Below are 22,320 nucleotides of genomic sequence, written 5' to 3' on the forward strand. Positions count from 1 at the left end.
CCATCATTATGCTTTCCAACGCGCTCATCGTCCTTGCCACCATCGCGTTCATGGAAGTGTTTTCCATCGTCGCGCACAAGTACGTGATGCACGGCTTTGGGTGGGGCTGGCACCGCTCGCACCACGAGCCGCGCACCGGCTGGTTCGAAAAGAACGACCTGTACGCCGTGGTGTTCGCCGGGGTCGCCATCGCCCTGATCTGGTTCGGCACCCGCGGCCATCACCCGCTCGAGTGGATCGGCGCCGGCATGACCGCCTACGGCGCCCTGTACTTCATCGCCCACGACGGCCTGGTGCACCAGCGCTGGCCGTTCCGCTATGTTCCGAAAAGCGGCTACCTCAAGCGCCTGTACCAGGCCCACCGCATGCACCATGCGGTGGAAGGCAAAGAGGGCGCCGTGTCCTTCGGCTTCCTGTACGCACCGCCGGTCGCCCGCCTCAAGCGTCAGCTGCAGGCGCAGCAGGGCCAGGTGCGCCGCCCGCGCGGCCCGGACGCAGCCACAGACCGCGCTGCCGCGGCGCCTTCGCTGCACGAGCAGGGCTGAGGCGCGACGCCAGCGCCTGGGCCCCGCCCAGCGCCAACAGCCGCAGCTTGGCCGCCTTCGAGGTGCCCACCCGCTCGTCCCAGGCATGGGGTCCACGCCGCTTGACCTCGATCCCGATCTGGCGGTAGACGTTGCGCGCGGTGGCGATCGCCCAGGCCGAGCGCAGGGGCAGGGCGGCGATGCCCAGCGTGGCCGACGCGTAATACGGCTCGGCATGGTCGACCAGGCGCGCGGCGACGCTCGCCAGCGCCGCGCGGTGGCGCGGCAGGGCCACGTGGTCGGGCGGGATGCCGGCCTCCATCAGCCATTCGGACGGCACGTAGCAGCGCCCGATCCTGGCATCGTCGATGATGTCGCGCGCGATGTTCGTCAGCTGGAAGGCCAGGCCCAGGTCGCAGGCGCGGTCCAGCACCAATTCGTCGCGGGCGCCCATGATCGAGGCCATCATCAGGCCGACCACGCCGGCCACGTGGTAGCAGTAGCGCATGGTGTCATCGATGGTGCGGTAGCGCGTTTCGCCCACGTCCATCGCGAAGCCGGCCAGGTGGTCGAAGGCATAGCGCGGCGCGATCGCGTGGCCCAGCGCCACTTCCTGGAACGCGGCGAACGCCGGGTTGCGCATCGGCTCGCCCGAATACGCGCGCCGGGTGTCGTCGTACAGGCGGTCGAGCTCGAAACTGGCGCCGTAGGCGCTCGGCGTGGCGGCGGCAAAGCCCAGTTCCTGGCCGTCGACCACGTCGTCGCAATGGCGGCACCAGGCGTACAGCATCAGCACGCTGCGCCGGGTGGCGGGCGGGAACAGCCTGGCGGCCGCCGCGAAGCTCTTGGACCCGACCTCGATGGTCTGGGTCGCGTGTTCCATCAGCTTGGTGCCGGCGTACGCACTCATGGGTGCACCCCGGCATGCAGGCCTTCCAGCATCAGGCCGGCGGTCGCCTTGGCCGAGCCGATCACGCCCGGCACGCCGGCGCCGGGATGGGTGCCGGCGCCGACCAGGTACAGGTTGGGCAGCTCGGCGTCGCGGTTGTGCGGGCGGAACCAGGCGCTTTGCGTGAGGATCGGCTCCAGCGAGAACGCCGAACCCAGGTGGGCGTTGAGCTCGTCGCGGAAGTCGTGCGGCGTGAAGATGCGGCTGGTCACCAGCTGGCTGCGCAGGCCCGGCATGTAGCGCCGTTCGAGGTAGTCGAAGATGCGGTCGCGGTAGCGCGGGCCTTCGGTCTCCCAGTCGATCGGCGCGTTGCCCAGGTGCGGAACCGGCGCCAGCACGTAGTGGCTGCCGCAGCCGGGCGGCGCCAGCGACGGATCGGTGACGCAAGGAGCATGCAGGTACAGCGAGAAATCGTCGGCCAGCGTCTTGCCGTTGAAGATGTCCTTGATCAGCTCACGGTAGCGCGGCCCGAAGCACACCGTATGGTGCTGCAATTGCTCGTGGTGCTTGTCGAGGCCGAAGTACAGCACGAACAGCGAATTGCTGAAGCGCTTCTTCTTGAGCGCCTCGCCCTGGCTGCTGCCGCGCCCGTGGGTTTTCAGCAGGTCGGCATAGGTATGCACGACGTCGGCGTTGGATGCGACGGCGTCGGCCATGAACCAGCGGCCGTCTTCGAGCCGCACGCCGCTGGCGAGATTGCCGGCGGTCTCGATGCGCGCCACCGATGCATTCAGTTCCAGCTTGCCGCCCATGTCCTCGAACAGCCGCACCAGGCCTTTCACGAGCGCGCCGGTGCCGCCGCGCGGGAACCACACGCCCCAGCGCCGTTCCAGTGCGTGAATGAGGGTGTAGATCGACGACGTGGCGAACGGGTTGCCGCCCACCAGCAGCGAGTGGAAGGAGAAGGCCTGGCGCAGCTGCTCGTCCTTCACGAAGCGCGACACCATGCCGTACACGCTCTTCCAGGCTTCGAGCCGCGCCAGTTGCGGGCCGGCCTGGATCATGTCGCGAAAGGACAGGAACGGCACCGCGCCCAGCTTCAGGTAGCCCTCGTCGAACACCGCCTTCGAATACGCCAGAAAGCGCCGGTAGCCGGCGACGTCCGCCGGGTTGCGCGCATGGATCTGGCGGTCCAGCGCCTCCTGGTCGTTGGCGTAGTCGAAGTGGCTGCCGTCTTCCCAGCACAGGCGGTAGAAGGGCGCAACCGGCAGCATCTCGACGTAGTCGCCCATCTTCTTGCCGCACAGGGTGAACAATTCCTCGATCGCCGACGGATCGGTGATGACGGTGGGGCCGGCGTCGAACACGAAGCCCTGGTCCTCGTAGACGTAGGCGCGGCCGCCCGGCTTGTCGCGCCGTTCGAGCAGGGTCGTTTGCATGCCCGCGGCCTGCAGCCGGATGGCGAGCGCCAGGCCGCCGAATCCGGCGCCGATCACGACGGCGCGTTTCGGTTCGCGTCCCGGCTTGAAATTCATCTGGTTCATTCTGCGATCCCGATTTGATGTGGTTGTGTCTTGCGGACGGCGGAAAAAGCCGCCAGCACCGGCACCGGCGGCTTGCCGGTCAACAGGCGCGCCTTGTCGGCCAGGGTCGGACGGCCGGCGTAGAAGCGCGCGATCAAGGGCGCGGGCAGGCCATAGAAACGCTGCATCACGCGCCAGCGGTGATCGGGGCTGCCGGCCAAGAACAGCATGCGGTTGAGCATGCGGAAGAAGCGCTGGTCATCCCAGGCGTGCCGCGCCTGTTCGCGAATGGCGGCGAACAGGCTGGGCGGCGACAGGTCGGGCAGGCCGGCGATGCGCTCGGCCAGCCGCACCGCGTGCGGCAGCGAATAGCCAGTGGTCGGGTGGAACAGGCCGGCGCGCAGGCCGACGCTGGGCTGGCCCTGCAACGCGTCCCAGAAGCGGTCGAAGTCGCCGGCCAGCACGATCGGCAGCGAGCCGTGTTCTTCGCGCAGCACGTCGCGCACGCGCCAGCCGCGCGCGTCCACATAGGCGGCGATGTTGGCGCGCAGCCGCTCCGGATCCCAGGCCGCGCTGTCGACGTAGTGCGTGTCTTCGACCAGCACGCGGTCGGGTCCGAAGGGCAGCAGATAGACGAAGCGGTAGCCGCCCTGCTGGGCCACGCTGGCGTCCATGATCACCGGCGCGCTCAAGCCGTGGGCGGCGTCGAGCCGCAATTCCTGGCCCAGGAAGGTCTGGTAGCCGAGCGCGAGGTGGCTGCTGGCGCGCATGCCGCGGCCGTCGATGACGGCGTGCGCGCGCACCGTTTCGCCATCGGCCAGGCGCACGCTGGTCGGCGTCACCTCGTCGATCCAGACGCCGGTGCGCAGCGCCGCGCCCAGGGCCGGTGCGACCACGCGGGCCAGGTCGTGCGAGGCGATGCTGGCGTAGCCTCCTTCGAGGGTGCGGGCGAGGTCGGGAAACACCACGTCGTAGCGCGGCCAGCGGTGCGTGACCAGCGGCGCGATCCAGCGCAGCTGCGCGGCATCCAGATCGCTGTCGTGGAACGACCAGGTATGGTTGCCGCCCAGGCGCTTGCCCTGTTCGAGCACCAGGATGCGCAGCGCGGGACGCTCGGTGCGCAGGCGCCACGCGATCAGGCTGTTGGCCAGGCCGCCGCCGGCCAGGATCAGGTCGTAGTCGACCCCGCTGCGCTCATCCATGGCTGGCCAGGCGTTGGGTCGCGGGTGCGAGGCCGAGCGCGGCCTCGATGAGGTCGGCCGCGCGCGGCGCGCCGCCGGCCTGGCGGATCTGCTCGGCCAGCGGTTCCATGCGCTGCCGGAAGCCTGGCTCGTCCAGCAGGCGGCGCAGCTTGCGCGACAGCTCGGCGCTCGTCGCGAAGCGCGGCGAGGCGCGCAGGCCGACGCCGGCATATTCCACGCGGGCGGCGGCGCCCGGATGGTCGAAGGCGATCGGCAGCGCCAGGATCGGCGTGCGGGTGGCGATGGCTTCCATCACGGTGTTGGCGCCGGCATGCGAGATGACGGCGTCGGCGCGCGCCAGCACGGCCAACTGGGGCACGAAGGCGTGCACGCGGGTGTCGCCGATGCGTTCGAGCGCGCGCGCCTGGGATTCGTCCAGGCCGCCGCAGTGGGCGACCAGCAGTTGCGCGTCCTGGCGTGCGCAGGCTTGCGCGATGCGCTTGAACAGGCCGAAGCGCTGGCTGACCAGGGTGCCGAGCGAGGTGTAGACGAAGGGGCGCGTGCTCGATGCGCTCGGCAGCAGCGCGGCCAGTTCGGCCGGCGTGTGGGCCGGCGCCGCGGCTGCCCCGTGCAGCGGGCCAACGTGATGAAAATGCGGCGGCAGCGCGCGCCGTGGAAAATCGAAGCCCGGCACGACCTGCCCGATCTGGGCCAGCGGCGACAGGCATTCGTGCAGTTTTCCGCGCGGGCGCACTCCCAGCTGGCGGGCCGCGGCGGAGATGGCGCGCTCGTGCGGCCGCATCATCCAGTCGTAGACCATGGTGCTGCCTTCGACGATCTTGAAGGCGCGCTCGCTGTCTTCATGCATGAACGGCATGACGGGCAGCGGCATGCCGGGTTCGCGGTTGACCGGCAGCGCGCAGGCGACCGACACGAACGGCATGCCGAGGCTTTCGGCCACCAGGCCGCCGGCCGCTTCCATCTGGTCGGCGATAAGAAAGTCGACCTGCAGACCGCACAGGGCTGCCGGCAGTTCACGGCACAGCATCGTGGTGCTGGCCGCCATGTCGAGGATCACGCGGCGCAGGCCCAGCGGCGAGCCGGGATTGGCGACCCGCGCCAGCATGGCCGGCAGCGAGCCCGCCGGGTGCGTGTCGCTGCCGATCGCGTGGAAGCCGATCCGCGCATCCTTGACGTAATCGATGGCGTCCGGACGATGCACGAAGGTGACGCGGTGCCCGCGCGCGACGAGTTCGAGCGCCAGCTTCGACAAGGTATTGAAGTGGCTGTAGAGGGCCGGGGCCACGACCGCGAAATGCGCCATGCGAACCGCCGGCCGCTCAGTTGAGGCGCAGCTCGGCCAGGTGCGCGCCCGGACGCGGCTCGCGCGCCTTGGTCAGCTCGGGCGCGAAGCGCTTGCCCGCGCCTTCTTTCGCGAACAGGCTGGACACGAAGCCGCGCGTGCGGCCGTGGGCGCCGATGGCGGCGCCGAGGCAGCGGTCGGCTTCGACCAGGCAGGCCGCCAGGCGGCGCTGGGCTTCGTCGCGGCCCAGCGTGTTGATCAGGGTGGCCTTGCCGACGTCCTTGCCGGTGTCCTTGCCCGTGACCGCGCTGTCGTTGCCGGCGCCGTCGAGGAAGTCGTCCTTGATCTGGAAGGCCTGGCCGGCCGCCAGCGCGAAGGCGCGCAGCTGCTGCGCGACAGCGTCGTCGGCATGGCAGACGATGGAGGCCATGTCGACCGCCACGCCAAGCAGCAGGCCGGTCTTGAGTTCATTGGTGGTGGCGATCGCTTCGGGCGAACGCGCGCCGCCGTGCAGGTCTTCGAACTGGCCGCGCACCAGGCCCTGGTCGCCGACCGTCTGCGCCAGGGTCGCGACCAGGCGCGCACGGGTGGCGGGGGCGATGTCCTGGGCCTGCGACAGCACGCCGAAGGCGCGGCTGAGCAGGGCCACCGAGGCGAGGATGGCGACGTCTTCGCCATACTGGATGTGGATCGCAGGCTTGCCGCGCCGCAGGCTGGCGTCGTCCATGCACGGCAGGTCGTCGAGGATCAGCGACGCCGCGTGCACCAGTTCGACCGCGCAGGCGACGTCGATCAGGGCGGGCGAATTGCAACCCAGGTCGCGCGCGACCAGCATCAGGAGCAGGGGACGCATGCGCTTGCCGGCGCTGAGCGCGGACGAGCGCATGGCCCTGGTGAGCTGGTCGTGAGGGCTGCCGGACAATAGCTGGTCAATCCGTTCGTCCACCGCCCGGCGCAGCGATGCGATGTCATCGAAGGCAGCGGCGTCGCCGGTTTCCACGCCGATCCCATCGTACCGCCGCGTCGCTGTAGTCATACGGAATCCTGTAGAAATTGATGAACTTGGTAACTATCATACCGGAGGTAAAGTTGAGAATTAGTTAATTGAACTCAATCGTGCGGGGTTTGCTTGCGCAAAAAATGTGCAATTTACGCTGTTGCTCGTGGGAAGGCGGTGCAAAGACGGTTCAGCCTGCTTGGGTAAGCCGACCGCGGCGGGGAACCCATCCGGCCGTCAGGCCGGCGGCTCTTCGGGGAACAGGATCTTGAGGAAGGCGCGCACCACCGGCGCATCGTCCTGGGCCGGGTAGCTGATGTACAGGTTGGCCGATGGCGCGTGGGCGTGGATCGGCAGGAAGCGCACGCCCGGCCAGCCGATGCGGCTGGTGGTCTCCGGCATCAGGGCCACGCCCAGGCCGGCGCCGACCATGGCCAGCAGGGTCTGGGGCTCGGCCGCCTCCTGGAAGATGGTGGGCTGGAAGCCGGCGTTCACGCAGCACTGGAGCAGGTAGCGCGGCTCGGCCGACTGGTCCAGGTGCAGGGTCAGCATGGGTTCATCGGCGATCTCGGGCAGGGCGATCGACGCGCGCCCGGCGAGCGGATGGCGGGCATTGACGGCCACGCAGAACTGCTCCCTGAAGCAAAGTTCCTGGCGCAGGTTGGCCTGCTTGAGCACGTCCTGCTCGATGCGCGGCTCGCGCCAGAAGCCGACGTCGATCTGCTTGCTGCGCAGCGCTTCCCACTGGTCGTTCGGGCCCAGCTCGTGGATGGTCCAGCTCACGCGCGGAAACTGGCTCTGGAACTGCTCCAGCAGGCCGGGGATCGGGCCCCACATCGCCGAGCCGACGATGCCGACCCGCAGCCGCCCGACCTCGCCGCGGTCGATCTGGCGGATCGTGTCGATGGTCATGCGCATCTTGCCGAGCAGCTCGGCCGCCTCGACCATCAGCGCGCGGCCGGCCACCGTCAGCTCGAAGCTGCGCGTGGTGCGGGTGAACAGCTTGACCCCCAGCTCGCTCTCGAGCTTCATGATCTGCTGCGACAGCGGCGGCTGCGAGATGTGCAGGCGCTCGGCGGCGCGGCTGAAGCTTTTTTCTTCGGCCACCGCCAGGAAGTACTTGAGCTGTTTCAGGTCGATCGACATGGGGGCCGGTGGTTGGTTGTCGTCAGGCGCTCTTGTGGTGCAGCGCCACAGCCAGGCGCGCGCCGACCAGGGCGTTGTGCTTGACCAGCGCGATATTCGTGGCCAGGCTGCGCCCGCCCGTCAGCTCCTTGATGCGGGCCAGCAGGAAGGGCGTGACCCGCTTGCCGGTCACGGCCTGCTGCTGCGCTTCGCGCAGGGCCTGGCGGATGATGGCGTCGATCTCGTCGGGCGCCATCGCCGCCTCGGGCGGCACCGGGTTGCTCACCACCACGCCGCCTTTCAGGCCGAGCTGCCACTTGGTGCGGATGAAGGCGGCCTGGCTCTCGGGCGAATCGAGCTGGAAGTCGGCCTGGAAGCCGCTGTCGCGCGTGAAGAAGGCGGGAAAGCCGGGCTGGCCGACGGCCAGCACCGGCACGCCTTGGGTCTCGAGGTATTCGAGCGTCAGGCCGATGTCGAGGATCGACTTCACGCCGGCGCACACCACGGCCACACTGGTGCGGGCGAGTTCCTGCAAGTCGGCCGAGATGTCGAAGCTGGTCTCGGCGCCGCGGTGCACGCCGCCGATGCCGCCGGTGACGAAGACCTCGATGCCGGCCAGTTCGGCGCAGATCATGGTGGCGGCGACGGTGGTCGCGCCCAGCCGGCCCTGCGCCAGCACGTAGGGCAGGTCGCGGCGGCTGACCTTGATGGCGTCCGGCGACGAGCCCAGCGTTTCGAGCTGGTCGCCCGACAAGCCGACGCAGATCTTGCCGTTGATGATGGCGATGGTGGCCGGCACGGCGCCGGCGTCGCGGATGACCTGCTCGACTTCGCGCGCGGTGTGCACGTTCTGCGGGTAGGGCATGCCGTGCGAGATGATGGTCGATTCGAGGGCGACGATCGGCTTGCCGGCGGCGCGGGCGGCCGCCACTTCGGGCGCGAACAGGAGGAAGGATTGCATGGTCGGGTCTTTATTCAATCGGTCACGAGGTCCTGGGCCGGGGCGTCGAACAGCCCCGGGGCCAGTTGCGGGCAGACGGTCTGCGCGCAGGCGATGGTCATGGCGGCCAGCATCTGGCCGCGGCGGCAGGCCAGCGCCAGGTCCAGGCCCGGCTGGCCATGGTACAGGGTCCAGCAGACGGCGGCGGCGAAGGCGTCGCCGGCGCCGGTGACATCGACCACGTCGGCCGCGTCGACAGCCCCGCCTTCCAGCAGCTCGATGCCGGCCGCGGTCGTGAACATGGCGCCGCGCACGCCGCGCGTGACGATCACGTCCTCCACGCCGTCGCGCCGCAGCTCGGCGCAGGCCGCGGCGATGTCGGCGTCGGTCGCCAGCGCCCGGCCGGCGCGCGCCGCCAGCTCGCCCAGGTTCAGGATCAGGAGGCGCAGGCCGCTCAGGTCGCGCGGCAGGCGGTCGATCTTCGGTTCCGAGACGGCGACGATCACCATCGGCACGCCGTCGCGCCGGCTGCCTTCGAGCAAGGTGGCGACCGCCTCGCGCGGCAGGTTCAGGTCGGCGACGATCAGGGCGGCGCCGGCGCGCTGCTGTTCGCGGGTCGCGAGAAACGCAGGCGTGAGCGACGCGTTGATCTCCATGTCGGCCAGCGCCACGCACATGTCGCCGTCCTGGTCGAGCACCGCGGTATAGGTGCCGCTGGCGGCGCCGTCCACGCGCAGCGCGCCGCGGGTATCGATGCCGGTTTCGTCGGCATAGGAAAGCAGGGCGCGGCCGGACGAATCGCCGCCGACCGCCGTGATCAGCGCCGTGGGCGCGCCCAGGCGCGCCAGGTTCTCGGCGATGTTGCGGGCGACGCCGCCGAAGGATTCGGTCTGGCGCGCCGGGTTCGAGGTGCCGAGCGCCAGCCTGGCCGTGGTGCGCAGCTTGCGGTCCAGGTTGGCCGCGCCGATGCACAGCACCGGCCGGTGATCGGGCAACACGTAGGCGCGACCGAGGATGCGGCGCTCACGCACCAGGGTGGCGATGTAGTTGGCGACCGCGGAGCGCGACAGGCCGAGATGGCTGGCCAGGTCTTGTTGCGAGATGAAGGGGTTGGAACGGATCAGCTCGTATAACTGTTCTTTTTTCGGCATCGCGCTCGGGTGCGCCATCAGGCGGCCAGGACAATTGTTTGAAGATGCTAGACAATTGTTTAAACCTTGTCAACGAGTCTTTGTTCCAGTGTAAGCAGCTTCCTGGCGGCGTGCCTGATTTATCTTTAAAAGATATAAATCGGCAAGAAAAAGTGTATTTGCCATACATATCGGCATTCATGCATAGTTATAATATCTGGTTGTCCACGCCGCACGCACGCGCTGGGCGCCTGCCTTTCTCGTCCGCGCCCCCACATCACCCAGTTTTCAACAAGGAATATCATGTCCAGCAATACCCCATTCGAAGCCGCCGACGTCATCCGCGCCCGCAAGCCGGGTTTCACCCCGCGCGTGGCGCTGATCCTCGGTTCCGGACTGGGCGTGCTGGCCGAACAACTGGTCGACGCGGTGTCGATCAGCTATGCCGACCTGCCGGGCTTCCCGATCTCCACCGTCCACGGCCACGCCGGCGAACTGGTGCTCGGTACCCTGGCAGGCGTGCCGGTCGCCTGCATGAAGGGCCGCGGGCACTTTTATGAAGGCTACGGTCCGGGCGTGATGACCTCGGCCATCCGTACGCTCAAGGAAATCGGCAGCGAACTGCTGTTCGTGACCAACGCCGCCGGCTCGCTGCGCGTGGAAGCCGATGCCGGCAGCCTGGTCGCGATCACCGACCACATTAATTTCTTGCCGGGCAGCCCGATGGCCGGCCCGAACGACGAACGCTTCGGCCCGCGCTTCTTCAGCATGTCCAACGCCTACGATGCGCAAACCCGCGAGCAGATCAAGCTCGTCGCCGCCGAGAAGGGCATCACCCTGCACGAAGGCGTGTATCTGGCCGCGGCCGGCCCGCACTTCGAGACCGTCGCCGAAATCCGCTCCTTCAGGACGCTGGGCGCCGACGTGGTCGGCATGTCGCTGATCCCGGAAGTGATCGCCGCGCGCCACTGCGGCCTGAAGGTCGCCGCCGTCTCGGCCATCACCAACCTGGCCGAAGGCCTGTCGCCGTTCGCGCTGTCGCACGAGCAGACCCTGAAGTACGCGGCGGTCGCGGCCAAGGACATGGTGACCCTGATCCACGCCTTCATCGAGCAAATGAGCGAGCGCCCGGGCGCGACCCCGCGCGCAGAAGGCTAACCCACACCGAAAAGAGCGAAGACATGTCACGCGCATTCATTCTCCTGCTGGATTCCTTCGGCCTCGGCGCCTTGCCGGACGCCGACAAGTACGGCGACGCGGGCGCCGACACCTTCGGCCATATCGCCGCATGGGCCGCGAAAGAGGGCAAGCCGATGTCGCTGCCGAACCTCGAGAAGCTGGGACTCGCGGCGGCCGCGCACAAGGCCAGCGGCGCATGGGCGCCCGGCTTCGACCTGCGCGAGGGCTTCAGCGGGGCCTGGGGCGTCGCCCGCGAACAGTCGACTGGCAAGGACACGCAGAGCGGCCACTGGGAAATCGCCGGCGTGCCGGTGCTGTTCGACTGGGGTTACTTTCCCAAGACGGTGCCGTCGTTCCCGGCCGAGCTGACCGACAAGCTGCAGGCGTTGACCGGCGTGCCGGGCTGGCTGGGCAACTGCCACGCCTCGGGCACCACCGTCATCAACGAGCTGGGCGACGAGCACGTCGCCACCGGCAAGCCGATCCTGTACACCTCGGCTGACTCGGTGCTGCAGATCGCGGCGCACGAGGAACACTTTGGCCTTGAGCGCCTGTATCAGGTGTGCGAGGCCGCCTACGAGCTGGTCAAGCCCTACAACATCGGCCGCGTGATCGCGCGTCCTTTCGTGGGCGCGAACGGCGACTACAAGCGCACCGCGAACCGCCACGACTATGCCGTGCCGCCGGTCGCGCCGACCCTGCTCGACCATGTGAAGGATGCGGGCGGCGAAGTGATCGCCCTCGGCAAGATCAGCGACATCTTCGCGGCCCAGGGCGTGACGCGCCTGGTCAAGGGCCCGGACAATATGGCGCTGTTCGACCGCCTGCTGGAAGTGGCCGATGAAGCGGGCGACAAGTCGCTCACGTTTGTGAACTTCGTCGACTTCGACATGCACTTCGGCCACCGCCGCGACGTTGCCGGTTACGCGAACGCGCTGCACGAGCTGGACGCGCGCCTGCCGGAATTCATGGCCAGGCTGAAGGATGGCGACCTGGTCGTGATCACCGCCGACCACGGCTGCGACCCGACCGCGCCCGGCTCGGACCACACCCGCGAACACATCCCGATGATCTTCTTCGGCCCGAACGTGAAGGCGCGGGAGCTGCCGACCGCCGACACCTTCTCGAGCATCGGCGCCACCCTGGCGCACCACCTCGGCGTCAAACCACTTTCGAACGGAACCGCACTGCTATGACCCAGCCCCTGGATTTCAAACGTAATGCCGGCATGGCGCTGGACCTGGGCCTGGTGGGCAGCCTCAAGGTCAACCGCAATGCGGCCGACCACCGCGCCGCCAGCCTGGCGAATCGCCGCACGGTCAAGAAGGAATACCAGGCCGCCTGGCTGGTGCGCGCCATCGAGTGCATGGACCTGACCACCCTGAGCGGCGACGATACGCCGGGCCGCGTCGAGCGCCTGTGCATGAAGGCGATGCGCCCGCTACGGGCCGACCTGATGCAGGCCCTGGGCCTGGAGACCCTGTCGACCGGCGCCGTCTGCGTGTACCACGAGATGATCCAGCCCGCCGTCAAGGTGATCCAGGGCCGCCTGCCGATCGCCGCCGTGTCGACCGCGTTCCCGGCCGGCCTGTCGAGCATGGAAACCAAGGTGCGCGAGATCGAATTGTCGGTGGCCGCCGGCGCGACCGAGATCGACATCGTCATCACCCGCCAGCACGTGTTGACCGGTAACTGGCAGGCGCTGTACGACGAGATGGTGGCGTATCGCCAGGCGTGCGGCGAAGCGCACGTCAAGGCGATCCTCGCCACCGGCGACCTGGTGACCCTGGAAAACGTGGCCAAGGCATCCATGGTGTGCATGATGGCCGGCGCCGACTTCATCAAGACCTCGACCGGCAAGGAAGGCGTCAACGCCACCATCCCGGTGTCCCTGGTGATGGTGCGCGCGATCCGCGACTACCACGAGTTGACCGGCTTCCAGGTGGGCTACAAGCCGGCCGGCGGCGTGTCGACCGCGAAGTCGGCGCTGCAATACCTGACCGTGATGAAGGAAGAACTGGGCAACGACTGGCTGCAGCCGCACCTGTTCCGCATCGGCGCTTCCAGCCTGCTGACCGACATCGAGCGCCAGCTGGAGCACTACGTGACCGGAAACTACTCGGCCGCCCATCGCCACGCGCAACCTTAATACCGGACTTCGTCATGCCAACAATCAAAGAGATTCTGAACACCATGGATTACGGTCCTGCACCAGAGAGTACCAAGGAAGCGCTCGCGTGGCTGGACCAGCATGGCCGCCGTTTCGGGCTGTTCATCGACAACGCCTGGAGCGATGCCGGCGCGACCTTCGCCACCAACAATCCCGCCGACGGCAGCGAGCTGGCGCAGGTGACGCAAGCGACGCCGGACGACGTCGAGCGCGCCGTCGCCGCCGCGCGCCGCGCGCAGCCGGGCTGGGTCGCCCTGGGGGGCCATGGCCGCGCGAAAATCCTGTACGCGCTCGCGCGCCTGCTGCAAAAGCACGCGCGCCTGTTCGCGGTGCTCGAAACGCTGGACAACGGCAAGACCATCCGCGAAACCCGCGACGCCGACCTGCCGCTGGCCGCACGACACTTCTATCATCACGCCGGCTGGGCGCAACTGCAGTCTGAAGAATTTCCGGAGTACCGCGCCGTCGGCGTGGTGGGCCAGATCGTGCCGTGGAATTTCCCGCTCCTGATGCTGGCGTGGAAGATCGCGCCGGCGCTGGCCGCCGGTAACGCGGTCGTGTTCAAGCCGGCCGAGTACACGCCCTTGACCGCGCTGCTGTTCGCCGAGATCTGCCAGCGCGCCGGCGTCCCAAGCGGCGTGGTCAACATCGTCACCGGCGACGGCCGCGTGGGCGAGGCGATCGTCAACCATCCGGGCGTCGACAAGCTGGCCTTCACCGGCTCGACCGAAGTCGGGCGCCTGATCCGCAAGGCCACCGCCGGCAGCGGCAAGAAGCTGTCGCTGGAACTGGGCGGCAAATCGCCGTTCATCGTGTTCGACGACGCCGACCTGGATGCGGCGGTCGAAGGCCTGGTCGACTCGATCTGGTTCAACCAGGGCCAGGTCTGCTGCGCCGGTTCGCGCCTGCTGGTGCAGGAATCGGTCTACGAGCGCTTCATTGGCAAAGTGAAGGCGCGCATGCAGAACCTGCGCGTCGGCTCGCCGCTCGATAAATCGAACGACATCGGCGCGCTGGTCGATCCGGTGCAGCAGCAGCGCATCCACGGTCTCGTGGAATCGGCGCGCGCCGAAGGCTGCGAAGTGTGGCAGCCGGACGTGGAACTGGCGGCCACCGGTTCGTGGTACCTGCCGACGCTGATCACGGGCGCCTCGACATCGGCGGCCGTGGCCCAGGCCGAGATCTTCGGCCCGGTGCTGGTGGCGATGAGCTTCCGCACCCCGGCCGAGGCGGTCCAGCTGGCCAACAATACCGTGTACGGCCTGGCGGCCTGCGTGTGGAGCGAGTCGATCAGCCTGGCGCTGGACGTGGTCCCGCAGATCAAGGCCGGCGTGGTGTGGATTAACACCGCCAACCAGTTCGACGCGGCGTGCGGCTTCGGCGGCTACAAGGAATCGGGCTATGGCCGCGAAGGCGGCAAGGAAGGCATGGTCGAATACCTGGTGCCGCTGGCCGAAGATGCGCGTCCATCGGCGCCGGTCGTCGCCGCGAAGGCGAAACCCAGGCCGGCGCCGGACGAGAGTCCGTTCGCCGTCGACCGCACCGCCAAGCTGTACATCGGCGGCAAGCAGGTCCGCCCCGACGGCGCCTACAGCCGCGCCATCCACGGCGCCAACGGCGACTTCCTGGCGGACATCGGCGAAGGCAACCGCAAGGACATCCGCAACGCCGTCGAGGCGGCGCACAAGGCGTCCGGCTGGGCCAGGGCCACCGCGCACAACCGCGCGCAGGTGCTGTACTACATCGCCGAGAACCTGGCGATCCGCGCCGACGAATTCGCGCAGCGCATTGCCCGGCAGACCGGCTCGAACGACGCGGCACGCGAAGTGGCGGCCTCGATCGAGCGCCTGTTCTACTGGGCGGCGTGGGCCGACAAGTACGACGGCGCGGCGCACCAGCCGCCGATGCACGGCATCACCGTGGCGCTCAATGAGCCGGTCGGCGTGATCGGCATCGTGTGCCCGAACGAGAATCCGCTGCTGGGCTTCATCTCGCTGGTGGCGCCGGCGCTGGCGCTGGGCAACCGCGTGGTCGCGGTGCCGTCGGAGCAGTATCCACTGTCCGCGATCGACCTGGTCCAGGTGCTGGATACCTCGGACCTGCCGGGCGGCGCGGTCAACATCGTCACCGGGTCGAGCGACGAGCTGGCGCGCACGCTGGCCTCGCATGGCGACGTCGATGCGGTGTGGCGCCATGATGGATCGCAGGAAGGCTGCGCCGAGGTCGAGCGCTTATCGAGCGAGTCGCTCAAGCGCACCTGGACCGGCGGCGCCAGGGGCCGCGACTGGTTCGACGCGAAGCAGGCCTGCGGCCGCGCGGTGTTGCAGCACGCGAGCCAGGTCAAGAATGTCTGGATTCCGTACGGCGTGTAATCGGCCCGGAACCCCGAACCCTGTCATTCCCGCGCAGGCGGGAATCCAAGTCAGGTAGCGTACCGCGAACGACCTGGATTCCCGCCTGCGCGGGAATGGCGTTTTCAAGCGATTAGCGAAAACGGACACACTCATGTTCCTCCCCCAAGAAATCGTCCGCAAGAAGCGCGACGGCGGCGTTCTCTCCGCCGAAGAGATCCGGTTCTTCGTGCGCGGCATCCCGGACGGCAGCGTCACCGAAGGCCAGATCGCGGCGTTCGCGATGGCGGTCTATTTCAACGACATGACGATGGGCGAGCGTGTCGCCTTCACCCTGGCGATGCGCGACTCGGGCCAGGTCATGGAATGGAAATCGCTGGACTTGCCCGGCCCGGTGGTCGACAAGCATTCGACCGGCGGCGTCGGCGACGTGGTTTCGCTCATGCTGGGACCGATGGTCGCGGCCTGCGGCGGCTTCGTGCCGATGATCTCGGGCCGCGGCCTGGGCCACACCGGCGGCACGCTCGACAAGTTCGATTCGATTCCCGGCTACAGCACCGTGCCGGATCCCGACAAGTTCCGCCAGGTGGTGCGGGACGTGGGCGTGGCCATCATCGGCCAGACCGCCCAGCTGGCCCCGGCCGACAAGCGCTTCTACGGCATCCGCGACACCACGGCAACCGTGGAATCGGTGGCCATGATCACCGGCTCCATCCTGTCCAAGAAGCTGTCGGCGGGCCTGGACGCGCTGGTGATGGACGTGAAGGTCGGCAGCGGCGCCTTCATGCCGACCCCGGAGAAATCGCTGGAGCTGGCCGAATCGATCGTCAGCGTCGGCAACGGCGCCGGCACCCGCACCTCGGCCATCCTGACCGGCATGAACGAATCGCTGTGCCACGCGGCCGGCAACGCGGTCGAGGTGCGCGTCGCGATCGACTACCTGAGCGGCAAGTCACGCCCGGCACGCCTGCACGAAGTGACGATGGCGCTGTGCGCCGAGATGCTCGTCATTTCCGGCCTGGCGTCGACCGAACAGGAAGCGCGCGCCAGGCTGCAGGCGGCCCTGGATTCGGGCCAGGCCGCCGAGCGTTTCGCGCGCATGGTCAGCGCCCTGGGCGGCCCGGCCGACCTGATGGACAAGCCCGATGCGTACCTGGAAACGGCGCCGGTCATCGTGCCCGTCCCCAGCCTGCAAGCCGGCTATGCAAGCGCGGTCGACACCCGCGGCCTGGGCCTGACCGTGGTGGCGCTGGGAGGCGGGCGCGTGCGTCCGCAGGATGCGATCGACTTCGCCGTGGGCCTGACCGGACTGGTGGAACTGGGCGAGGCGGTCGCCCTCGGCCAGCCGCTGGCGACCGTGCATGCACGCACCAGGGAAGCGGCCGAGCGCGCCGTCCGCCAGGTGCAGGCCGCGTACCGCATCGCCTTTGAAAAGCCGGCTGTCGAGCCGATGATCCACCGCGCCATCCGTCCCTGAGCCGAGGACCAGCACATGCAATACGCGAACCTGATCGATGAAGCGCGCGCCGCGCGCGAGCTGGCTTATGCCCCCTACTCGAAGTTCAAGGTAGGCGCCGCGCTGGCGTGCAAGGATGGCCGGATCTTTCGCGGCTGTAACGTTGAAAACGCATCTTATGGCCTGTGCAACTGCGCCGAGCGCACCGCCTTGTTCAGCGCCATCGCCAGCGGCTACCAGCCGGGCGATTTCGCGGCCCTGGCCGTGATCGGCCAGACCGAGGGCCCGATCGCGCCCTGCGGCGCCTGCCGCCAGGTGATCCTGGAGCTGGGCGGCAACGCACTGCCGGTGGTGCTGGCCAACCTGAACGGCGACGTATTCGAGACCACCGCGGCGGCGCAGTTGCCGAATGCGTTCGGCGGACGCGACCTGGGCGCCTGAACAGGCCTTGCGATCCGGGATTCGGCTACCACTGTTCGGGTCCTGGCGGCCCGTTCCGAATCTTCGGGGGGCCGCCCGTGATTACCACATCAGGTCGTCCGGGATCTTGTAATCCGCGTAAGGATCGTCTTCTTCGACCTCCTGCGCTTTCTTCTTGATCTGCACCACGATCGAGGCGTCGCGCTGGGCGATCTTTTCGCCGATCACGCGCGGCACCAGTTCGAAGCTGCCATGCATGTGGACGATCACCAGGCGTCCCGCCACCAGGTGTTCCACGATCTGCGACGTCACGTGGATGCGCTCGATTTTGGTGCCGAAGGTAAAGTTGTAGGGCACGTCGCCCTTGCCCTTCGACTGCTTGTTCTGCTGCACCAGTTGGGCGATCTGCGCCAGGATGGCTTTCTGGGTCGCCGCGGCGTCGCGCTGGGCGTTCAGTTCGCGCGCGCGTTCCGCGTTCTTGCGCTGCAACTCGAGCGCGGCTTCGCGCGCCTGGTTGACCTGTTCCACGCCGGTGCGCAACACTTCCTTGTGTTGCTTGCTCTTGTCCTGGTTGACTTGCTTGACCTTCTTCTTGTCGACCAGCCCGGCTTTCAATAACTGCTCTTGCAGCGAGACCATGTTGTGCTTCCTTGAAATGATGAATGCCGCTCGCGGCGGAGCGGCGACCGTCGTCAGCATAGCAAACTCGCCGTCCGCGGGCGAGCCTCGGGCCTGCCGGTCGAGCGCATTGTCATCGCCCCGCGGGGTGGGCAGGCCTTTCGATGGCAACCCAGTTCGGGTTGGTGCTTGAAATTTGGACAACTGATCCACAATATAAGGGATAGCGATTCTTCAACCAGGAGCCCAGCATGAACCCGTCAGACGAAAAAACCTTGCAGGATTTCCTCGGCCAGCTGGTCCAGGCCAGGGGCGTGACCAAGGATCCCGATGCCGATGCGCTGATCCAGCGCGCCGTGGCCCAGCAGCCGGACGCCGCCTACCTGCTGGTGCAGCGCGCGCTGCTGGTGGAGCAGGCGCTGGGCAATGCCAAGGCCCGTATCGCCGAGCTCGAAAACCAGGGCGCCAGAGGCGGTGGGGGATTCCTCGACGCAAACCAGTGGGGCAACTCCGCGCAGGGCAATCCCTCGAATCCGGTCCCGGGCGTCAAGCAGGGGGCTTACCAGCAGAATGGACCGACCGGCTCTGCTGCGCAGACCCAGCCGGCGAAAAGCGGCGGCTTCCTGGGCGGCGCCGGCGGCAGCATGCTGGGCACGGTGGCGGCCACGGCGGCCGGCGTGGCCGCAGGCAGTTTCCTGTTCCACGGCATCGGCAACCTGCTGGGCAATGACGGGCAGGGCGCGTCGAACCACTTGTTGGCGGACAATGCGGCCGACGGCGGCGGCGCCGAGGCGGCAGGGGGCGGGGCGCTGGCGGACCAGGCCGGCATCGGCGCCATCGACGAACCCGGTGGCGCCGACGACACCCTCGCCGACAACAGCAACGAGGATAGCCTGGGCGGCTTCTTCGACGGCGACGGTTCCGACGAAGGGCTGTTCGGCTAGATGCCTGCCAGCAAGCCGCTGGTGCCGCCAGCAGGATCAAGAAGATCCACGATACACCGCCGCAGCCTTGAAGCGCCTCACATCTGCTGGAACAGCGCGCCGTGGTTGCGGCTCACTTCGAGCTCGTCGGGATAGCCGCGCAGGCGCAGCATCTGGCGTCCGCGCAGGTCGCGCCGCACCTCCGCGATCGCATCCACGCGCACCAGGGTCGAGCGGTGGATGCGCCAGAACTCGTCCGGGTCCAGCTCTTCTTCCAGTTCCTTGAGCGGCTTGCGGATCAGGTGCTGAGCGGTGGCGGTCTGCACCCGCGTGTACTTGTCGTCCGACTGGAAGAACAGCACTTCGCGCGTGCTCACCATGCGCAGGCTGTTGCCGGCCTGGGCCTGGATCCAGCGCAGGAAGGCCGGCCTGGCCGCGGCGGCTGCCGCCGCCCCGTTCTGCGCCAGCAGCTGTTCACCCAACTGCGCCAGCTGCGCCAGGCGCGCCAGTTGCGCGCCGATGTCCTGCGGCGTGTGCTCGAGCCCGCGGCGCAGGCGCGCCACCGTGGTTTCCAGGCGCGCCAGGGTGACGGGCTTGAGCAGATAGTCGATGGCGCCCTGCTCGAAGGCTTCGACTGCATACTGGTCGTAGGCGGTGACGAACACGATGTGGCAGCGCTCGTACATCCGGCGCGCCGCATCGATGCCGCCCATGCCCGGCATGCGGATGTCGAGGAAGGCGATGTCGGGCTTGTGCTCGAGCGCCAGCGCCACCGCTTCGGCGCCGTTGGCCGCCTCGGCCACGATGCGCAGCGCCGGCCATGCCTCGTGCAGGCGCGCGCGCAGCTGGTCGCGCATGGGCGCTTCGTCGTCGGCGATCAGGGCCGTCGGGTGCATGGGCGCCATCAGCCGTCTTCCGTCATGCGATAGGGCAGGCGGATCGACACGCAGGCGCCGCCGCCGGGCAGGGCTTCGATCACGAGTTCGGCATCCTTGCCGTACAACAGCGCCAGCCGCTCGCGGATGTTGGCCAGGCCGAGGCCGCTGCCGGCATGCAGGTTGAAGCCGACGCCGTCGTCGCACACGTCGACGCACAGGGTGGCGCCGTCGACCCGCGCGCGCACCGTGATCGTGCCGCCGGCGACCTTCGGCTCCAGGCCGTGCTTGATCGCGTTTTCGATCAGCGTCTGCAGCATCATCGGCGGGAATGGCGCGCTGCCGAGGAAGTCGGGCACCTCGACGCGCACCGCCAGCCTTTCCTTCATGCGCGCCTGCATGATCGCCAGGTAGGCGCGCGACAGCTCGACCTGCTTGCCCAATGTTCCACCGATCCCGCCGGCGCCCTTGGCCGAGCGCATCTGCGGCAGCGAGGCGCGCAGGTATTCGATCAGGTAGCCGTGCACGCGCGCGGCTTCCTTCGGGTCGGTCTCGATCAGCTGGCCGATCAGGGCCAGGGTGTTGAACAGGAAGTGCGGCTCGACCTGGGCCTGGAGCGTGGCCATCTGCGCCTCGGTCAGGCGCCGCTCGAGATTGGCGACGTCGGCCTTGGTCGAGGCGTCGCGCGCCAGCAGCTCGGCGCGACGCTTGCCGCCGGCCAGTACCTTGACGCCGAACGAGATCAGGATGAACCAGATCGCCGGCTCGGTCAGCTTGACGAACAGGCCGGTCACGAACGCCAGGAACCAGACCAGGTACAGCTGGCGCCACTCGATCAGCGCCAGCCAGTCGAAGAAGCGCCACCACAGCACGCCCGCTTCGCGCATGGCGTCGCGGACGAAGTCGAGTGCGCGGTTGATCTGGGCGGCGGCCATCGTATTACTCTTGCGTGTAGTGCTTGATGCGGCGCGGTTCGCGGCCGAAGATGGCGATGGCGAGGAATTTCAGCAGCAGCAGGCCGACGAACAGCGCCAGCACGATCGGCACGATGGTGATCAGGGCCGCCAGCGCGATCGCGATCAACAGCAGCACCGGCCACGGCATGCGACGCAGCGAACGGGCGCCCGACTTCGCCAGGCGCCAGGTAGTGCGGCCAGCGACTTCCATATTGCGCAGGATCGATTGGAAGCGACTGGTGGGCGTATGAATGGTTTTCATGCGTGCAAGTCCTTTCTAACAATAATGACCCTACTGTAGGGATGCACCCATGTTACGCCAAGAGCGATCCGACGAACGGTGCGATTGCGGGGACGGGCGGTCGTGCGGGCGGACGAACGGGGACGCTGCCGGACCGTCAAGATGCTGGTTTGCTTGCTGTAGCAGTTGCGTTATTGCTCGATCAGCTTGAGCGCCTCTTGCCGCATCACGTCGAGCATGCCGGCCTCGGGCGTGTGCGCGCAGGCGGCCACCGTGGCGTTCAGGATCGGTTCCAGGGGCGGGAAGGACTGGCGCGCCGCGCCGTCGCGGTGCAGGCTGTAGATCAGCGTGCCGATGCTTTCATACGTCACCGGCAACTCGCGCAGGCTGCGTTCCGGGAAGGTGGCGGCCTGCCAGGCGGCATCGACGTTGAAATCGGCGCAGCTCTTGGTGGCGATGGTGGAGAGGTGGTCTTTCTTGAACCTGAAGATCACCAGGCCGTTTTGGTGCGCGCCGTTGGCGGCGACGTCCAGCCGCCTGGCCATGGCCAGCGCCAGCGTATCGAGTTCGGCCGAGCGCGACGATTCGCGCACCGCCGCCACCCGTTTGCGGCCCTTGTCGTCGAGGGCCAGTTCGATCGTCACATTGCCCTGCACGCCGCGCCGCGCGAGCGCCTCCGGATAGCTGGCGTCGGTCGCATGGATCGTGATCTCGCGCCAGGTCGGCAGCGTGGCCTGGGCCGCGGCCGATTGCGGCGCCATGGCCAGCAGGGACAGCGCCAGGACCGGGCATGACGCCACGGCCTTGATCGTGGGACCGGGCCTTGCCATCAGCGCGCCGTCCTGTCGTTCCAGTAGTCGCGCAGCAGGCCATAAAAGACGGTGTCGGCATACTCGCCATGCACCAGCCAGCGCTGCGGCATGAAGCCCTCCTTGCGGAAGCCCAGTTTTTCGAGCACGCGGCCGGAGGCTGCGTTGCGAGGATCGATGTCGGCTTCGACCCGGTTCAGGCCGACCTCGCGGAAGCCATGGTCCAGCACCGCCTGCAGCGCTTCGAAGGCGTAGCCCTTGCCCCAGTGCGCGCTGCCCAGCGCGTAGCCGAGTTCGCAACGCCGGTTCTGGTTGAAGAAGTGGTGCAGGGCAACGGTGCCGATCAGCTCGCGGTTCGACGCCAGTTCGATCGCGAAGCGCAGTTCGTTCTCGTCGCGGTAGGCCTCCAGCGCGCGGGCGATCGCGGCCTGGGCGAAGGAAATGTCGGTCCACGGCTCGGCGCTCCAGTAGCGCATCACGGCCGGGTCGGAGAAGATGGTGTACAGGGCCGGCGCGTCGCTCGCGGCCAGCGGGCGCAGCACCAGGCGTTCAGTGGTCAGGACAGGGGTGAGATAGGTTGACATGGTTCGCATTGCCAGTGTGATAAGCGCTAGCATACCACTGCCGTGGCGCTGGCAGAGAAGGCTGCGATCCACAGCTGCAACCCGGGGTTATTTCCTGATAACACGATGCGTCGTGCATGGTTTTGC

Annotated in this window: 22 protein-coding genes; 8 read left to right on the forward strand and 14 right to left on the reverse strand. The window is 68.1% G+C overall.

Features of this window, described 5'->3' with window-relative positions:
* The first annotated feature begins 8 nt into the window (after positions 1-8).
* Positions 9-545 carry a sterol desaturase family protein gene (locus ABIB38_RS12185; protein WP_429204171.1) on the forward strand — a complete coding sequence of 179 codons (537 nt, stop codon included), beginning with the start codon at positions 9-11 and terminating at the stop codon, positions 543-545.
* On the opposite strand, the gene crtB is transcribed toward ABIB38_RS12185, so the two are convergent.
* The 8 genes from crtB to ABIB38_RS12225 all read right to left on the reverse strand — a co-directional run bounded on the left by crtB (position 439) and on the right by ABIB38_RS12225 (position 9,633).
* Positions 439-1,434 carry a 15-cis-phytoene synthase CrtB gene (gene crtB / locus ABIB38_RS12190; RefSeq protein ID WP_429204172.1) on the reverse strand — a complete coding sequence of 332 codons (996 nt, stop codon included), beginning with the start codon at positions 1,432-1,434 and terminating at the stop codon, positions 439-441. The two genes, ABIB38_RS12185 and crtB, sit on opposite strands and share 107 nt — an antisense overlap.
* Positions 1,431-2,957: a phytoene desaturase gene (locus ABIB38_RS12195; protein ID WP_429204173.1), complete on the reverse strand. Its 1,527-nt coding sequence runs from the start codon at positions 2,955-2,957 to the stop codon at positions 1,431-1,433. Before ABIB38_RS12195 ends, crtB begins: the two co-directional genes overlap by 4 nt.
* A complete protein-coding gene (crtY, locus tag ABIB38_RS12200) occupies positions 2,954-4,138 on the reverse strand; it encodes a lycopene beta-cyclase CrtY (RefSeq protein WP_429204174.1) in 1,185 nt (394 codons plus the stop codon). Before crtY ends, ABIB38_RS12195 begins: the two co-directional genes overlap by 4 nt.
* Positions 4,131-5,441, reverse strand: coding sequence for a glycosyltransferase (locus ABIB38_RS12205; protein ID WP_429204176.1), 1,311 nt, complete (start codon positions 5,439-5,441; stop codon positions 4,131-4,133). The genes crtY and ABIB38_RS12205 overlap by 8 nt, the downstream gene beginning before the upstream one ends.
* Positions 5,442-5,457: 16 nt before the next feature.
* The gene (locus ABIB38_RS12210) at positions 5,458-6,456 is read right to left on the reverse strand and encodes a polyprenyl synthetase family protein (RefSeq protein WP_429204178.1); all 999 of its coding nucleotides are present in this window, start codon (positions 6,454-6,456) and stop codon (positions 5,458-5,460) included.
* A 198-nt stretch (positions 6,457-6,654) separates the two neighbouring features.
* Positions 6,655-7,563, reverse strand: a complete 909-nt coding sequence (locus ABIB38_RS12215; protein WP_429204179.1) for a LysR family transcriptional regulator — start codon at positions 7,561-7,563, stop codon at positions 6,655-6,657.
* A 22-nt stretch (positions 7,564-7,585) separates the two neighbouring features.
* Complete coding sequence (locus ABIB38_RS12220) at positions 7,586-8,503, reverse strand: pseudouridine-5'-phosphate glycosidase (RefSeq protein ID WP_429204180.1); 918 nt, start codon at positions 8,501-8,503, stop codon at positions 7,586-7,588.
* 14 nt (positions 8,504-8,517) lie between these two features.
* The gene (locus ABIB38_RS12225) at positions 8,518-9,633 is read right to left on the reverse strand and encodes a carbohydrate kinase (protein ID WP_429204182.1); all 1,116 of its coding nucleotides are present in this window, start codon (positions 9,631-9,633) and stop codon (positions 8,518-8,520) included.
* Positions 9,634-9,915: 282 nt separating this feature from the next.
* Here ABIB38_RS12225 and xapA point away from each other — a divergent pair, with 282 nt between their 5' ends.
* From xapA to ABIB38_RS12255, 6 genes are all read left to right on the forward strand, one after another.
* Entirely contained in the window at positions 9,916-10,770 is an 855-nt protein-coding gene (xapA, locus tag ABIB38_RS12230; RefSeq protein ID WP_429204184.1) for a xanthosine phosphorylase, read from the forward strand.
* Between the two features lie 23 nt (positions 10,771-10,793).
* On the forward strand, positions 10,794-11,987 hold the full coding sequence (locus ABIB38_RS12235; protein ID WP_429204185.1) for a phosphopentomutase: 1,194 nt from the start codon (positions 10,794-10,796) through the stop codon (positions 11,985-11,987).
* Positions 11,984-12,940, forward strand: coding sequence for a deoxyribose-phosphate aldolase (gene deoC / locus ABIB38_RS12240; protein ID WP_429204186.1), 957 nt, complete (start codon positions 11,984-11,986; stop codon positions 12,938-12,940). The genes ABIB38_RS12235 and deoC overlap by 4 nt, the downstream gene beginning before the upstream one ends.
* 14 nt (positions 12,941-12,954) lie before the next feature.
* Entirely contained in the window at positions 12,955-15,333 is a 2,379-nt protein-coding gene (locus ABIB38_RS12245) for an aldehyde dehydrogenase family protein (RefSeq protein ID WP_429204187.1), read from the forward strand.
* Positions 15,334-15,466: 133 nt separating this feature from the next.
* Positions 15,467-16,789 carry a thymidine phosphorylase gene (gene deoA, locus ABIB38_RS12250; protein ID WP_429204188.1) on the forward strand — a complete coding sequence of 441 codons (1,323 nt, stop codon included), beginning with the start codon at positions 15,467-15,469 and terminating at the stop codon, positions 16,787-16,789.
* A gap of 15 nt (positions 16,790-16,804) precedes the next feature.
* Positions 16,805-17,209 (forward strand): cytidine deaminase, encoded by a 405-nt coding sequence (locus ABIB38_RS12255; protein WP_429204189.1) that lies wholly within the window; start codon positions 16,805-16,807, stop codon positions 17,207-17,209.
* Positions 17,210-17,290: 81 nt separating this feature from the next.
* Here the strand turns inward: ABIB38_RS12255 and ABIB38_RS12260 are convergent, their stop codons facing one another.
* Positions 17,291-17,827 carry a DUF2058 domain-containing protein gene (locus ABIB38_RS12260; protein WP_429204191.1) on the reverse strand — a complete coding sequence of 179 codons (537 nt, stop codon included), beginning with the start codon at positions 17,825-17,827 and terminating at the stop codon, positions 17,291-17,293.
* A 230-nt stretch (positions 17,828-18,057) separates the two neighbouring features.
* Here ABIB38_RS12260 and ABIB38_RS12265 point away from each other — a divergent pair, with 230 nt between their 5' ends.
* Positions 18,058-18,750, forward strand: a complete 693-nt coding sequence (locus ABIB38_RS12265; protein WP_429204193.1) for a DUF2076 domain-containing protein — start codon at positions 18,058-18,060, stop codon at positions 18,748-18,750.
* Positions 18,751-18,827: 77 nt separating this feature from the next.
* Here the strand turns inward: ABIB38_RS12265 and ABIB38_RS12270 are convergent, their stop codons facing one another.
* The 5 genes from ABIB38_RS12270 to ABIB38_RS12290 form a co-directional block, all read right to left on the reverse strand.
* Positions 18,828-19,634: a LytR/AlgR family response regulator transcription factor gene (locus ABIB38_RS12270; RefSeq protein ID WP_429204194.1), complete on the reverse strand. Its 807-nt coding sequence runs from the start codon at positions 19,632-19,634 to the stop codon at positions 18,828-18,830.
* Positions 19,634-20,539, reverse strand: a complete 906-nt coding sequence (locus ABIB38_RS12275; protein WP_429204195.1) for a sensor histidine kinase — start codon at positions 20,537-20,539, stop codon at positions 19,634-19,636. The genes ABIB38_RS12270 and ABIB38_RS12275 overlap by 1 nt, the downstream gene beginning before the upstream one ends.
* 4 nt (positions 20,540-20,543) lie before the next feature.
* Positions 20,544-20,822, reverse strand: coding sequence for a hypothetical protein (locus tag ABIB38_RS12280; protein WP_429204197.1), 279 nt, complete (start codon positions 20,820-20,822; stop codon positions 20,544-20,546).
* 170 nt (positions 20,823-20,992) lie between these two features.
* Positions 20,993-21,631, reverse strand: coding sequence for a TonB family protein (locus tag ABIB38_RS12285; RefSeq protein ID WP_429204198.1), 639 nt, complete (start codon positions 21,629-21,631; stop codon positions 20,993-20,995).
* A complete protein-coding gene (locus ABIB38_RS12290; RefSeq protein ID WP_429204200.1) occupies positions 21,631-22,194 on the reverse strand; it encodes a GNAT family N-acetyltransferase in 564 nt (187 codons plus the stop codon). The genes ABIB38_RS12285 and ABIB38_RS12290 overlap by 1 nt, the downstream gene beginning before the upstream one ends.
* Positions 22,195-22,320 lie beyond the last annotated feature (126 nt).

It is taken from the genome of Massilia sp. UYP11 (genome assembly GCF_050434805.1).
In the GTDB taxonomy this organism is placed as follows: Bacteria; Pseudomonadota; Gammaproteobacteria; order Burkholderiales; family Burkholderiaceae_D; genus Telluria.